We start from the raw sequence: 13097 nt of genomic DNA on the forward strand, positions 1-13097 counted from the left end.
AAAAAAGTACGAAAATGACGAAAAAAGTCAAAAAAATTTAAAAATAGGTCGCAAGTCGGATGTTTTTTATGGTATAATAGACTAAACTGATAGTAACATGTAGCGAAAGGGGTAGGTACATGATTAAAATTTATACAGTCTCAAGTTGTACTAGCTGTAAAAAAGCAAAAACCTGGCTCAATGCCCACCAGTTAAGTTATAAAGAACAAAACCTTGGTAAAGAAGGAATTACGAGAGAAGAATTACTGGATATTCTGACAAAAACAGATAACGGAATAGCCAGCATCGTTTCGTCTAAAAATCGCTATGCCAAAGCCCTTGGAGTGGATATTGAAGATTTGAGTGTCAATGAAGTCCTCAATCTGATTATGGAAACACCGAGAATTTTAAAGAGCCCAATCCTTGTGGATGAAAAACGCCTGCAAGTTGGCTATAAGGAAGACGATATTCGTGCCTTCCTACCACGCTCTGTCCGTAATGTAGAAAATGCAGAAGCACGTTTGCGTGCAGCTCTATAAACATCAAGGCTGGGAGCAACTCCCAGTCTTATTCTATTTTGTACTCTTCAAAAATCTCTTCAAACCGCGTCAACATCGCCTTGCCGTAGGTATGGTTACTGACTTCGTCAGTTCTATCCACAACCTCAAAACAGTGTTTTGAGCTGACTTCGTCAGTTTTATCTGCAACCTCAAAGCAGTGCTTTGAGCAGCCTGCGGCTAGTTTCCTAGTTTGCTCTTTGATTTTCATTGAGTATTAATCTCAAAAAGAAAGAAGAAAGAAATGAAAAAAATAGCTCTTGTTAGTCTAGCTTTCCTTTTTGTCCTGGTTGGTTGCGGACAGAAAAAAGAAACTGGAACAGCTACAAAAACAGAAAAGGATACGCTTCAGTCGGCATTGCCAGTTATTGAAAATGCCGAGAAGAATACAGTTGTGACCAAGACTTTGGTCTTGCCCAAGTCAGATGATGGTAGTCAGCAAACCCAAACCATTACATACAAGGACAAGACTTTTTTGAGCTTAAGCATTCAACAAAAGCGTCCAGTCTCTGATGAGTTGAAAACTTATATTGACCAACACGGAGTGGAAGAAACTCAAAAAGCTCTTCTCGAGGCAGAGGAGAAGGATGAGGCCATCATAGAAGCTCGTAAATTAGCAGGATTTAAGCTTGAAACCAAACTATTGAGTGCAACTGAACTTCAAACAACGACTAGTTTTGATTTTCAAGTTTTGGATGTCAAGAAGGCTTCTCAGTTAGAATATTTGAAGAACATTGGTTTAGAAAATCTCTTGAAGAATGAACCAAGCAAATATATTTCAGATAGATTGGCAAATGGCGCGACAGAACAATAGAAAATCCAAATAAATAGACTGCCTGAATTGTAGAACGTAAGGAATTATGCTATAATGGTACTATTCTAAGGAAAGAGGGTGTTAGAATGGGATTTACTGAAGAAACAGTACGTTTTAAATTGGACGATTCCAATAAAAAAGAAATTAGCGAAACTCTGACTGATGTTTATGCTTCGTTGAACGATAAGGGCTACAACCCAATCAACCAAATCGTAGGTTACGTATTGAGTGGAGACCCTGCCTACGTTCCTCGTTATAATAATGCACGAAATCAAATCCGTAAGTATGAGCGCGATGAAATCGTTGAAGAATTGGTCCGCTACTACCTTAAAGGACAAGGAGTCGATCTATAACCTATGAGAATTATGGGATTAGACGTCGGTTCAAAAACGGTAGGGGTGGCTATTAGCGATCCGCTGGGTTTTACAGCTCAAGGACTTGAAATCATCCAAATCAATGAGGAACAAGGCCAATTTGGTTTTGACCGCGTTAAGGAGTTGGTTGATGCTTACAAGGTGGAACGATTTGTAGTGGGATTGCCTAAAAACATGAACAATACAAGCGGACCGCGCGTGGAAGCTAGTCAAGCCTACGGAGCAAAGCTAGAAGAGCTTTTTGGTTTACCAGTAGACTATCAAGATGAACGCTTGACAACAGTTGCTGCAGAGCGCATGTTGATCGAGCAAGCAGATATTAGCCGAAACAAGCGCAAGAAAGTCATTGATAAGTTAGCAGCTCAGCTGATTTTACAAAATTATTTAGATAGAAAATTTTAATACAAAGGAGAGGCTATGTCACACGATCATAACCACGACCACGAAGAACGTGAATTAATTACACTAGTAGATGAGCAAGGAAATGAAACCTTGTTTGAAATCCTTTTGACGATTGACGGAAAAGAAGAATTTGGGAAAAACTATGTTCTTCTAGTACCAGTTAACGCAGAAGAAGACGAAGACGGACAAGTTGAAATTCAAGCTTACTCATTCATCGAAAACGAAGATGGAACAGAAGGTGAATTGCAACCAATCCCAGAAGACTCAGAAGACGAATGGAACATGATTGAAGAAGTCTTCAATAGTTTTATGGAGGAGTAAAAACGTCCGGGGGACGTTTTTAGCCTGACGCTAAAAATAAAAACCGTCAGTAAGTCTGGGAGACTGTATCAGCCCAACTCCCAGAAATTGGGAAGAGTTGGAACGTCCAGTGGATGTTTTTAGCCCAGCTCTTTGTAATAAGAGAGAGCTGGTAAGTCCAGTGGACGTTTTTAGCCCTGCGCTAGAAATTAGAAACGCAGGCACATCCAGTGGATGTTTTACCCCAAGCTAATATTCATAGTAGCTAGTTATTAGCTAACCAGGTAAGAGGTCGGGACGAAAATCCTGGCCTCGTTTTTGTTAGTTATGAGACTTTATTGAGGCAGTTGATTGAACCTGTAATTAAGGAGATGTATATGTTTGAAGTAGAAGAATGGCTTCATAGTCGGATTGGTTTGAATTTTCGATCAGGTTTGGGACGAATGCAACAAGCGGTGGATTTGTTGGGGAATCCCGAGAAGTCTTATCCTATTATCCACGTAACAGGAACTAATGGAAAAGGATCTACCATTGCTTTTATGAGGGAGTTATTTATGGGGCATGACAAAAAAGTTGCGACCTTTACTTCCCCTCATATCGTCTCTATCAATGATCGAATCTGCATTAACGGGCAACCAATAGCTGATGCAGACTTCATCCGTTTGGCTAATCAGGTCAAGGAGATGGAGAAAATGCTTCTGCAAACCCATGATCAGTTGTCCTTTTTTGAATTGCTGACCTTGATTGCTTTTCTTTATTTTAGAGAGCAAGAGGTGGATTTGGTTTTATTAGAAGTGGGAATTGGTGGCTTACTTGACACAACCAATGTGGTAATTGGAGAGATTGCTGTCATCACCTCCATCGGACTTGACCATCAGGAGACTCTGGGTGACAGTATAGCAGCAATTGCAGAGCAGAAAGCTGGTATTTTTAAGGCTGGTAAAAAGGCCGTGATTGCTAAGTTGCCTTCAGAAGCTAGGCTTGTTTGTCAGAAAAAAGCAGACTCTTTAGCTGTTGACCTTTATCAGGCAGGACAAGATTTTTCAATGCTGAATGGGGATTTTTCAAGCTCTTTGGCTAACCTTTCACAGTTGAAAATAGGCTTGGAAGGAGCTTATCAGCAGGAAAATGCGGCCTTGGCGCTACAAACGTTTCTTCTCTTTATGAGAGAAGGAAAGGAAGCTGTTGATGAACAGGTTGTAAGACAGGCTTTGGAGAAGACCCATTGGGCTGGGCGTTTGGAGCGTATTCGTCCTCAGATTTACTTGGACGGTGCTCATAACCTCCCTGCTTTGATTCGCTTGGTTGAATTTATTAAAGAAAAAGAGCAGGAAGGATATCGGACTCAAATTCTATTTGGAGCCTTGAAACGGAAGGATTATCAAGGGATGTTGGGTTACCTGACTGAGAATTTGCCTCAGGTGGAACTCAAGGTGACAGGCTTTGACTATCAAGGTTCTTTGGATGAAACAGATGTAACAGGTTACGATATAGTTCCTTCTTACCGAGAATTTATTAGCGATTTTGAAGCAAGAGCAGATGCCCAGGATTTGTTGTTCGTTACAGGGTCTCTCTATTTTATCTCAGAAGTACGGGGCTACTTGCTGGCCCATGAGCAGATGAATTGACCTCCTTTTTTGGACTTGTTATACTAGGGAAACTACTAGTTAGAAGGAAAAAATTCTGTAAATTGGTAGCAGAAAGGAAATTCATCATGAAATTAAAAAGATTCACACTTTCTCTTGCTTCTCTAGCAAGTCTTAGTCTCTTAGTAGCTTGTTCACAAAGAGCTCAACAAGTTCAACAACCAGTAGCTCAATCGCAAACACAACAAACTCAGCAATCACAATCTGCTGCTTCATCTTCTACAGAAAATAGCAACCAGTCAGCAACAAGTTCTTCACAAAATGCGCCTGAGGCTCAACCAACTGATATTGATGGAACTTATACCGGTCAGGACGAAGGAGACCGTATCACTTTAGTGGTAACTGGTACAACGGGCACCTGGACACAGGTGGAAACTGATGGGGAACAAGAAATCAAGCAGGTTAGCTTTGATGCTGCTAATCAACGCATGATTATTGGGGATGATGTCAAGATTTATGCAATCAATGGCAATCAGATGATTATTGACGATATGGACAGAGAAGCATCTGATCGCATTGTTTTATCAAAATAGACTAGAAGGAGACTGGTTTTGTCAGTCTCTTTTGCTTTTACTCAGAAAAATGATTATAAATACTTGCCTTCTACCGAATACCTGCGTTATACTAATATTAATTACCTGTTTTTAGCATTCATACTCTTCGAAAATCTCTTCAAACCATGTCAGCTTCCATCTGCAACCTCAAAACAGTGTTTTGAGCAACCTGCGGCTAGCTTCCTAGTTTGCTCTTTGCTTTTCATTGAGTATCAAAATATCAAGGAGGGGATATGAAATATAGAAAATTTCAATTATTAATGTCCAAGTATGGCTTCAGTCTTTCGATTATGCTGCTTGAACTTTCTCTTGTTTTTGGTCTCTTTCTTTACTTAGGGCGTATGGCTCCTATTCTGTGGGTTATTGTCTTAATCTTTATGAGTATGGCGACTATCGTAGCGATTGTCAATCGTTCAATGGCGCCTGAAAGCAAAGTGATGTGGTTAGTGGTAACTTTTGTTCCTGTCATTGGTCCTTTGCTCTATCTGATGTTTGGTGAAAGGCGATTGTCCAAAAAAGAAATCAAGCAGTTGGACAAACTTGGTTCTATGCATTTTCGGGAGGATAACAGTAAAGCTCTCCGCCAGAAATTGAAGGAAGAGGATAAGGCGGCTTACGGAGTTATCAAATCTTTGTTGAGTATGGATAGCAATGCCGATGTATATGATCGAACCGATTCACAATTCTTTTCTTCGGGTGAAAGCATGTGGCAACATATGTTGGAAGACCTCAAGAAAGCTGAAAAGTTTATCTTTCTAGAGTACTATATTGTCGAAGAAGGTCTAATGTGGAATAGCATACTAGATATACTAGAGCAAAAGGCAGCTCAGGGTGTAGAGATCAAGATGCTCTATGATGATATCGGCTGTATGGCGACTTTGCCTGGAGATTATACTATTCAGCTTCGTAGTCGAGGAATTGAAGCCCATAAATTTAACAAGGTGATTCCTCGCTTGACGGTGGCTTACAACAATCGGGACCATCGGAAAATCCTTGTCATAGATGGTCAGGTAGCTTATACAGGAGGCATTAACTTAGCCGATGAGTACATCAATCATGTAGAACGTTTTGGCTATTGGAAGGATAGTGGGATTCGCATAGATGGCCCTGGTGTCAAGGCTCTAACCCGTCTTTTTTTGATGACTTGGTACATCAATCGTGGGGAAATCAGCGATTTTGACCAGTATCACCTGGAAAATCAGCCTTGTTCTGGCCAAGGGCTCTGCATTCCTTACGGTAGTGGACCCAAGCCCATCTTCCGTACTCAAGTAGGGAAAAAAGTTTATCAAAGTTTGATTAATCAGGCTACTGATTCAGTCTATATCACAACACCCTATTTGATTATTGACTATGATTTAACTGAGAGTATTAAAAATGCAGCCATGAGGGGTGTTGATGTCCGCATCGTGACTCCTTTCATTCCGGATAAAAAATTAATCCAGCTCATAACAAGAGGAGCCTATCCGGATCTTTTGTCAGCAGGAGTCAGGATTTTTGAGTATAGTCCAGGCTTTATCCACAGTAAACAAATCCTAGTGGACAAGGACTTTGCTGCAGTTGGAACGATTAATTTAGATTATAGAAGTTTGCTTCATCACTATGAAGATGCAGTTTTGCTATATAAAACGGCATCAATCACAGAGATTCAAAAAGATTTTCAGGAGATTTTTTCAGTATCTCAAGAAATTTTCCCTCATACGATAAAAAATAGCTGGTATCAAAAATTGATTAAGGAAATTGCCCAGTTATTTGCCCCAATCTTATAAGAAATCTAGGACTTAGGACACAACCCAGTCCTATTTTTCTTGCCTTTTACGAATAGAAAGATAGAGGGGGAATGATGCTGACTCAGAAAGAATTGGATTATATCATGTCATTTAAACAGACGCATTTACACCGATTTCGGGAAATTGAAACCTTTGTGAAACTATGCAAAAAATCACTCAAACAGCCATCGCAAGCTGACAATTTTAGGTCTTTTTGATATACTAAGACAGATAAATTGAATAGGAGAAACGACATGGCTGTATATGGCAGAATCGAAGAAGTATCCGAAACGATACAGAGTAATGAAATTGAAAATAGATTGGATAGGAACCTTGAATCTCATGTAGAAAAAGAAGAACAGGTAGCTTTCCCGTTTTTCAGACTCATCATTGGAAGTACGATTGCAACGTTTTTTTCTGTGGTGATACCTTTACTTTTAGATATGGTAAGTCCCTCTCAGGCGCAGGATTTGTATATAGGGTGGGCTTGGCATCAGGGAGGACAGCTCTACAGTAGCTATTATGCTAGTCACGGTCTTATTTATTACTTGCTACTTTACATCACCCAAGGAGGCATTCTTTTTGCCTTGGTAGAATGGCTAGCCCTCTTAGGAGGAGGTTATTTCCTCTTTTCTTCAACTGACTATCTGACGGGACAAAGGGAACAAGCCAAGCAACTCTTAACCATATTTTATATTTTGGTATCCGGTCTCGGTTTTGGAGGAGGATATGCTACGATTTTAGCTTTGCCATTTCTGTTTGCAGGATTTTCGTTCATAGCAGCTTATCTATCAAATCCTAACCATGACAAGGGATTTCTACGTCTGGGGATTTTCTTGGCCCTATCATTTTTCATAGAGCCTCTTACAAGTCTTTTCTTTATTGCAGTAGTAACGATTGGTTTATTTGTCTTTAATGTTGGGCATGGCCGCCTTGCTCATGGAGTTTATCAGTTTTTTGCAGCAGCACTTGGCTTTTCTCTCATCTTTTACCCAGTAGGATATTATGTTCTTGCTTCAGGTGGTTTTGGAGAGGCTCTAGGGAGTCTTTTATATCCGATTGATTCCCTTCAGGTCTTGAATCCTCAACTAATGGATAATGTTGTATTCTATGGTTTGTTGACCTTTGGTTTAGGAGCTCTCTTCCTTGTTTTTCTAGGATTGTTCCAATCAAAGGCATCAAGATTATATGTTATTTCAGTACCAGCTAGTTTTACTTTCTTATTTGTATTAGCCTTGTTGCTTTTTTCTCAAGAACCTCTTCACGGTTCGCGTTTGATTCTAATCCTTCCATTTTTACTCCTTCTTTTGATGACCAGTATTCGTGGGAAACATTCAGCTAGAGGAGATCGTCGTCGGAGAAGAGAGGAAGTTCCTACTCTATGGAAAAAATTCATGAAAGGGAATCTCTACTTACCGATCCTAGTGGTGGTTTATCTGATTGCAATTCCTTTTGTAGCTCGTTTTGTCTTGCATCCAGCTTCTTATAGAGAACAACATCAAGTGGTAGATAGAGTCAAACAAGAGACGAGTGATGGTGACCAAATCTATATTTGGGATTCACATGTTCAGATGTATAAAGAAAGCCAGCGTTTGGCTGGATCCATGTTCCCATCACCTCTTCTTTATACGAATACAGAAGAGAATAAAACTAGTTTAATCAATGACTTGAAAGAAAACCAACCTAAGGTGATTGTGGTGAATGATAAGGTAGCAGTCTGGTCTGAAGTGGAAACAATTTTGAAAGAAAATTACCAACAAGTAAAGACTGATTACTCAGAGTTTAAAGTCTATAAAATTAAATAATCAAATCAATATCTTGTGTATTTTTAAAAATTTTAGGATTTTTAACACAAGATATTGATTTTTCTTTTTAGAGTGGTATAATACTTTTTAGAAAGAACATTTTAGAAAAGAGCATGCATATGATTGCACTAGAAGAAAAAATTACAATTTTGCCAACTCTCTTCGTTGAGAAACGAGATGGGAGACGTGTTGTATTTGATGTGGACAAGATTGACAAGGCTCTCCACAAGGCGGCAGACAAGGTTATGGATGTGACACCCTTAGTCGAAAAGCGCCTAAATGCTCTGACCGAGCGAATTGTCACAGAAATTCATAGTCGCTTTCCACAGGGGGTTAAGATTTACGAAATTCAAAATATCGTAGAACATGAACTGCTTGAAGCCAAAGAATATGCGCTGGCTGAGGAGTATATTACTTATCGGACACAAAGGGATTTTGAGCGCTCAAAAGCGACAGATATTAACTTTAGTATCCATAAGCTTCTTAACAAAGACCAGGCAGTTGTCAATGAAAATGCTAATAAAGACAGTGATGTCTTTAACACTCAGCGTGATTTGACAGCAGGGATTGTTGGGAAATCAATCGGACTGCAAATGCTTCCTAAGCACGTAGCCAATGCCCACCAAAAGGGGGATATCCACTATCACGATTTGGACTACAGTCCCTACACCCCTATGACCAACTGCTGTTTGATTGATTTTAAAGGTATGTTGGAAAATGGTTTTAAGATTGGAAATGCAGAGGTAGAAAGTCCCAAGTCTATCCAGACTGCGACAGCTCAGATTTCTCAAATTATCGCCAACGTTGCTTCTAGCCAGTACGGTGGCTGTTCAGCTGACCGTATCGATGAAGTTTTGGCGCCTTACGCAGAGAAGAATTATCAAAAACACCTTAAGGATGCGGAAGAATGGGTCTTGCCTGAAAAGCGGGAAGATTATGCCTGGAAGAAAACGCAAAAAGACATCTATGATGCTATGCAATCTCTTGAGTATGAAATCAACACCCTCTTCACTTCAAATGGTCAAACACCTTTTACTTCACTAGGTTTTGGTCTGGGAACCAATCGTTTTGAGCGTGAAATTCAAAAAGCTATCTTGAACATCCGAATCAAGGGACTTGGTTCAGAACACCGCACAGCTATCTTCCCTAAACTTATCTTCACGCTTAAAAGAGGACTCAACTTAGAAGAAGGGACTCCCAACTACGACATTAAGCAGTTGGCTCTTGAGTGTGCAACCAAGCGGATGTACCCAGATGTCTTGTCTTACGATAAGATTATCGAGTTGACAGGTTCTTTCAAGGTTCCTATGGGTTGCCGTTCGTTCCTTCAAGGATGGAAGGATGAGAATGGTGTAGAAGTCAATTCAGGTCGTATGAACCTGGGTGTTGTGACAGTTAACCTGCCTCGTATTTCTCTTGAGTCTGAGGGCGACATGAATAAGTTCTGGGAAATCTTCAACGAGCGGATGAATATCGCTGAAGATGCTCTTGTTTATCGTGTCGAACGCACTAAAGAGGCGACACCAGCGAATGCTCCTATCCTCTATCAGTACGGTGCTTTTGGCCATCGTCTAGGTAAAGAAGAAAGTGTTGACCAGCTCTTTAAGAATCGTCGCGCAACCGTTTCGCTGGGCTATATCGGTTTGTATGAAGTGGCTACTGTCTTCTTTGGAAATAGTTGGGAAAGCAATCCAGATGCTAAGGAATTCACGCTGGATATCATTCGTGATATGAAACGCCGTGTAGAAGAGTGGTCTGACCAATATGGCTACCATTTCTCTATCTACTCAACACCGTCCGAAAGTTTGACAGACCGTTTCTGCCGACTAGATACAGACAAGTTTGGCTCTATTCCTGATATTACAGACAAGGAATACTACACCAACTCTTTCCACTACGATGTTCGTAAAAATCCAACACCGTTTGAAAAATTAGACTTTGAGAAAGTCTATCCGGAAGCAGGTGCGTCAGGTGGTTTCATCCATTATTGTGAGTATCCAGTCCTTCAGCAAAATCCAAAGGCTCTGGAAGCTGTTTGGGATTATGCCTATGACCGTGTGGGCTATCTTGGGACCAATACTCCAATAGACCGTTGCTACAAGTGTGACTTTGAAGGGGATTTTGAACCAACTGAGAGAGGATTTGCTTGTCCAAACTGTGGGAATAGCGACCCTAAAACAGTAGACGTTGTTAAACGGACTTGTGGCTATTTAGGCAATCCTCAAGCGCGTCCGATGGTTAATGGACGTCACAAGGAAATCGCAGCGCGTGTCAAACATATGAATGGTTCAACGATTAAAATAGCTGGGCATCAAGTAACAAATTAGAAAGAAGTGAAATGGGAAAATATCAATTAGACGATAAGGGGCGTGCACAAGTGACCCGTTATCACGAGAAACACTCTAAAGGTGGAGCTGGTAAAAAAGAACGCTTGCTCAACCTCAGAGAACAATTTTTAAATAAGAATAAGAAGAAATAAAAGTGAGAGTCAGCTCTCGCTTTTCTCTTAGTGGGAGGTAAGGATGGAACTACGTAGACCAAGATTAGCAGATAAAGAAACAGTTTTAGAGATGATGGCAGAGTTTGAAAAGAGCCAATCAGCCCATGATGGAGGATTTTGGGATACAGAGAACTTTGTGTATGAAGAGTGGTTGGAAAGTAATCAGAATCAGGAAATGGGGATTAATTTGACTGAAGGATGGGTTCCCGCAATTCAGTTAGTAGCTTTTTCTGTGAAAGGTAAAGCAATTGGATTTCTTAATCTCCGGTTGCGCCTCAGTAACTTTTTACTAGAAGAAGGTGGCCACATTGGCTACTCCATTCGTCCATCAGAAAGAGGCAAGGGTTATGCTAAGGAAACTCTCCGTCAGGGCTTGCAAGTTGCTAAGGAAAAGAACATCAAGAAAGCTCTTGTGACCTGTAGCGTAAATAATCCTGCTAGCAGAGCAGTCATTTTAGCAAATGGAGGTCTCATTGAGGATGTTCGTAATGGAGTCGAGCGTTATTGGATAGAGGTAGCGAATGAATAATCCAAAACCACAAGAATGGAAAAGTGAAGAGCTCAGTCAAGGGCGTATCATCGACTACAAGGCCTTTAACTTTGTGGATGGAGAAGGCGTGCGTAACTCTCTCTATGTATCAGGCTGCATGTTTCACTGTGAGGGGTGTTATAATGTAGCGACTTGGTCCTTCAATGCTGGCATTCCCTATACAGCAGAATTAGAAGAACAGATCATGGCAGACCTTGCTCAACCTTATGTTCAAGGATTGACCTTGCTGGGAGGGGAGCCCTTTCTCAATACTGGGATTCTCTTGCCTCTGGTTAAACGCATCCGAAAGGAATTGCCAGATAAAGATATCTGGTCCTGGACGGGCTATACATGGGAAGAAATGATGTTGGAAACTCCAGATAAACTGGAACTCTTATCATTGATTGACATTCTTGTCGATGGACGATACGATCGAACTAAGAGAAATCTTATGCTCCAGTTTCGAGGTTCTTCCAATCAACGAATTATCGATGTGCAAAAATCGCTAGAAAGTGGGCAAGTAGTGATTTGGGACAAGCTCAATGATGGAAAAGAAAGCTATGAACAGGTGAAGAGAGAGTAACTTTCTTCTATAAAATACTTAAATAAATGACCTATCAAAAAAGAAAACATTTTCATGTTAAAAATTTTAAAAAACAGTAACAAATCCCTTGCAATCGCAGGGGCTTTGTGTTATTCTATTATGGTGCTGTAAATTACAGCCTTAGCTTTGATGCAAGAGGTTGCGACACGCTCGGTTGCATTGCCACGCAACGCCGCGTCGGTTTTCTTGTGGAGCTAGCCTATTATCTTAAATAGACGAAAAGGAGAAAAAGATGGCAAACAAAAAAATCCGTATCCGTTTGAAAGCTTACGAACACCGTACGCTTGACACAGCGGCTGCAAAAATCGTAGAATCAGCTACTCGTACAGGTGCACAAGTTGCGGGTCCAATCCCACTTCCAACTGAACGTAGCCTCTACACAATCATTCGTGCGACTCACAAATATAAAGACTCTCGCGAACAATTTGAAATGCGTACACACAAACGTTTGATCGATATCGTTAACCCAACTCAAAAAACAGTTGATGCTTTGATGAAATTGGATCTTCCAAGTGGTGTAAACGTAGAAATCAAACTTTAATCTAAAGCTTGATACCTTGAGCATAAAAAACGCTCGTTAAAAACTTTTTGAATAAAAAATATAGAAAAGGAACTATTTTCTCATGACAAAAGGAATCTTAGGGAAAAAAGTGGGAATGACTCAAATCTTCACTGAAGCTGGCGAATTGATCCCTGTAACAGTTATTGAAGCAACTCCAAACGTTGTTCTTCAAGTTAAAACTGTTGAAACAGACGGATACAACGCTATCCAAGTTGGTTTCGATGACAAACGCGAAGTATTGAGCAACAAACCTGCTAAAGGACATGTAGCGAAAGCTAACACGGCTCCTAAGCGCTTCATTCGTGAATTCAAAAACGTTGAAGGCTTGGAAGTTGGTGCTGAAATTACAGTTGAAACATTCGCAGCTGGAGACGTTGTTGACGTAACTGGTACTTCTAAAGGTAAAGGTTTCCAAGGTGTTATCAAACGCCACGGACAATCACGTGGACCAATGGCTCACGGTTCTCGTTACCACCGTCGTCCAGGTTCTATGGGACCTGTTGCACCTAACCGCGTATTCAAAGGTAAAAACCTTGCAGGACGTATGGGTGGCGACCGCGTAACAATTCAAAACCTTGAAGTTGTACAAGTTGTTCCAGAAAAGAACGTTATCCTTATCAAAGGTAACGTACCAGGTGCTAAGAAATCTCTTATCACTATCAAGTCAGCAGTTAAAGCTGGTAAATAATAAGGAAAGGGGAATAC

16 protein-coding genes are annotated in these 13097 nt (G+C 40.6%); 15 read left to right on the forward strand and 1 reads right to left on the reverse strand.

The window, feature by feature from the left end; genetic code table 11:
- Window positions 1-119 precede the first annotated feature (119 nt).
- Window positions 120-518: a transcriptional regulator Spx gene (spx, locus tag RN80_RS02780; RefSeq protein WP_000591165.1), complete on the forward strand. Its 399-nt coding sequence runs from the start codon at window positions 120-122 to the stop codon at window positions 516-518.
- 28 nt (window positions 519-546) lie between these two features.
- Here the strand turns inward: spx and RN80_RS10090 are convergent, their stop codons facing one another.
- Complete coding sequence (locus tag RN80_RS10090; RefSeq protein ID WP_049502622.1) at window positions 547-747, reverse strand: hypothetical protein; 201 nt, start codon at window positions 745-747, stop codon at window positions 547-549.
- A gap of 33 nt (window positions 748-780) precedes the next feature.
- On the opposite strand from RN80_RS10090, the gene RN80_RS02790 reads away from it, so the two are divergent.
- The 14 genes from RN80_RS02790 to rplC all read left to right on the forward strand — a co-directional run bounded on the left by RN80_RS02790 (window position 781) and on the right by rplC (window position 13080).
- Window positions 781-1350, forward strand: coding sequence for an SP0191 family lipoprotein (locus RN80_RS02790; RefSeq protein WP_060627404.1), 570 nt, complete (start codon window positions 781-783; stop codon window positions 1348-1350).
- An 86-nt stretch (window positions 1351-1436) separates the two neighbouring features.
- Entirely contained in the window at window positions 1437-1703 is a 267-nt protein-coding gene (locus tag RN80_RS02795) for an IreB family regulatory phosphoprotein (protein ID WP_000507059.1), read from the forward strand.
- A 3-nt stretch (window positions 1704-1706) separates the two neighbouring features.
- Window positions 1707-2126 (forward strand): Holliday junction resolvase RuvX, encoded by a 420-nt coding sequence (gene ruvX, locus RN80_RS02800; RefSeq protein ID WP_033609357.1) that lies wholly within the window; start codon window positions 1707-1709, stop codon window positions 2124-2126.
- Window positions 2127-2141: 15 nt separating this feature from the next.
- Entirely contained in the window at window positions 2142-2447 is a 306-nt protein-coding gene (locus RN80_RS02805) for a DUF1292 domain-containing protein (RefSeq protein ID WP_000017620.1), read from the forward strand.
- 356 nt (window positions 2448-2803) lie between these two features.
- A complete protein-coding gene (locus RN80_RS02810) occupies window positions 2804-4054 on the forward strand; it encodes a folylpolyglutamate synthase/dihydrofolate synthase family protein (RefSeq protein WP_060627405.1) in 1251 nt (416 codons plus the stop codon).
- Between the two features lie 86 nt (window positions 4055-4140).
- Window positions 4141-4605 carry an SP_0198 family lipoprotein gene (locus RN80_RS02815; protein ID WP_060627406.1) on the forward strand — a complete coding sequence of 155 codons (465 nt, stop codon included), beginning with the start codon at window positions 4141-4143 and terminating at the stop codon, window positions 4603-4605.
- 254 nt (window positions 4606-4859) lie between these two features.
- Window positions 4860-6392: a cardiolipin synthase gene (gene cls / locus RN80_RS02825; RefSeq protein ID WP_060627408.1), complete on the forward strand. Its 1533-nt coding sequence runs from the start codon at window positions 4860-4862 to the stop codon at window positions 6390-6392.
- A 254-nt stretch (window positions 6393-6646) separates the two neighbouring features.
- Complete coding sequence (locus RN80_RS02835; RefSeq protein WP_060627409.1) at window positions 6647-8197, forward strand: hypothetical protein; 1551 nt, start codon at window positions 6647-6649, stop codon at window positions 8195-8197.
- A gap of 119 nt (window positions 8198-8316) precedes the next feature.
- Window positions 8317-10524 (forward strand): anaerobic ribonucleoside-triphosphate reductase, encoded by a 2208-nt coding sequence (gene nrdD, locus RN80_RS02840; RefSeq protein WP_060627410.1) that lies wholly within the window; start codon window positions 8317-8319, stop codon window positions 10522-10524.
- An 11-nt stretch (window positions 10525-10535) separates the two neighbouring features.
- Entirely contained in the window at window positions 10536-10676 is a 141-nt protein-coding gene (locus tag RN80_RS02845; protein ID WP_000521618.1) for a hypothetical protein, read from the forward strand.
- A 43-nt stretch (window positions 10677-10719) separates the two neighbouring features.
- Window positions 10720-11226 (forward strand): GNAT family N-acetyltransferase, encoded by a 507-nt coding sequence (locus RN80_RS02850; protein WP_060627411.1) that lies wholly within the window; start codon window positions 10720-10722, stop codon window positions 11224-11226.
- On the forward strand, window positions 11219-11809 hold the full coding sequence (nrdG, locus tag RN80_RS02855) for an anaerobic ribonucleoside-triphosphate reductase activating protein (RefSeq protein WP_060627412.1): 591 nt from the start codon (window positions 11219-11221) through the stop codon (window positions 11807-11809). The genes RN80_RS02850 and nrdG overlap by 8 nt, the downstream gene beginning before the upstream one ends.
- Window positions 11810-12062: 253 nt before the next feature.
- Window positions 12063-12371: a 30S ribosomal protein S10 gene (gene rpsJ / locus RN80_RS02860; protein ID WP_001284513.1), complete on the forward strand. Its 309-nt coding sequence runs from the start codon at window positions 12063-12065 to the stop codon at window positions 12369-12371.
- Window positions 12372-12453: 82 nt separating this feature from the next.
- Window positions 12454-13080: a 50S ribosomal protein L3 gene (gene rplC, locus RN80_RS02865; protein WP_000160197.1), complete on the forward strand. Its 627-nt coding sequence runs from the start codon at window positions 12454-12456 to the stop codon at window positions 13078-13080.
- Window positions 13081-13097 lie beyond the last annotated feature (17 nt).

This window comes from Streptococcus mitis (genome assembly GCF_001281025.1).
Lineage (GTDB): Bacteria > Bacillota > Bacilli > Lactobacillales > Streptococcaceae > Streptococcus > Streptococcus mitis_AK.

Coding starts and splice junctions, on each gene's coding strand:
- nrdD (WP_060627410.1), top strand. CDS start 8,317: ATGATTGCACTAGAAGAAAAAATTACAATTTTGCCAACTCTCTTCGTT.
- RN80_RS10090 (WP_049502622.1), bottom strand. CDS start 747: ATGAAAATCAAAGAGCAAACTAGGAAACTAGCCGCAGGCTGCTCAAAG.
- cls (WP_060627408.1), top strand. CDS start 4,860: ATGAAATATAGAAAATTTCAATTATTAATGTCCAAGTATGGCTTCAGT.
- RN80_RS02805 (WP_000017620.1), top strand. CDS start 2,142: ATGTCACACGATCATAACCACGACCACGAAGAACGTGAATTAATTACA.
- spx (WP_000591165.1), top strand. CDS start 120: ATGATTAAAATTTATACAGTCTCAAGTTGTACTAGCTGTAAAAAAGCA.
- RN80_RS02835 (WP_060627409.1), top strand. CDS start 6,647: ATGGCTGTATATGGCAGAATCGAAGAAGTATCCGAAACGATACAGAGT.
- RN80_RS02790 (WP_060627404.1), top strand. CDS start 781: ATGAAAAAAATAGCTCTTGTTAGTCTAGCTTTCCTTTTTGTCCTGGTT.
- RN80_RS02810 (WP_060627405.1), top strand. CDS start 2,804: ATGTTTGAAGTAGAAGAATGGCTTCATAGTCGGATTGGTTTGAATTTT.
- ruvX (WP_033609357.1), top strand. CDS start 1,707: ATGAGAATTATGGGATTAGACGTCGGTTCAAAAACGGTAGGGGTGGCT.
- RN80_RS02845 (WP_000521618.1), top strand. CDS start 10,536: ATGGGAAAATATCAATTAGACGATAAGGGGCGTGCACAAGTGACCCGT.
- rplC (WP_000160197.1), top strand. CDS start 12,454: ATGACAAAAGGAATCTTAGGGAAAAAAGTGGGAATGACTCAAATCTTC.
- rpsJ (WP_001284513.1), top strand. CDS start 12,063: ATGGCAAACAAAAAAATCCGTATCCGTTTGAAAGCTTACGAACACCGT.
- RN80_RS02850 (WP_060627411.1), top strand. CDS start 10,720: ATGGAACTACGTAGACCAAGATTAGCAGATAAAGAAACAGTTTTAGAG.
- RN80_RS02815 (WP_060627406.1), top strand. CDS start 4,141: ATGAAATTAAAAAGATTCACACTTTCTCTTGCTTCTCTAGCAAGTCTT.
- RN80_RS02795 (WP_000507059.1), top strand. CDS start 1,437: ATGGGATTTACTGAAGAAACAGTACGTTTTAAATTGGACGATTCCAAT.
- nrdG (WP_060627412.1), top strand. CDS start 11,219: ATGAATAATCCAAAACCACAAGAATGGAAAAGTGAAGAGCTCAGTCAA.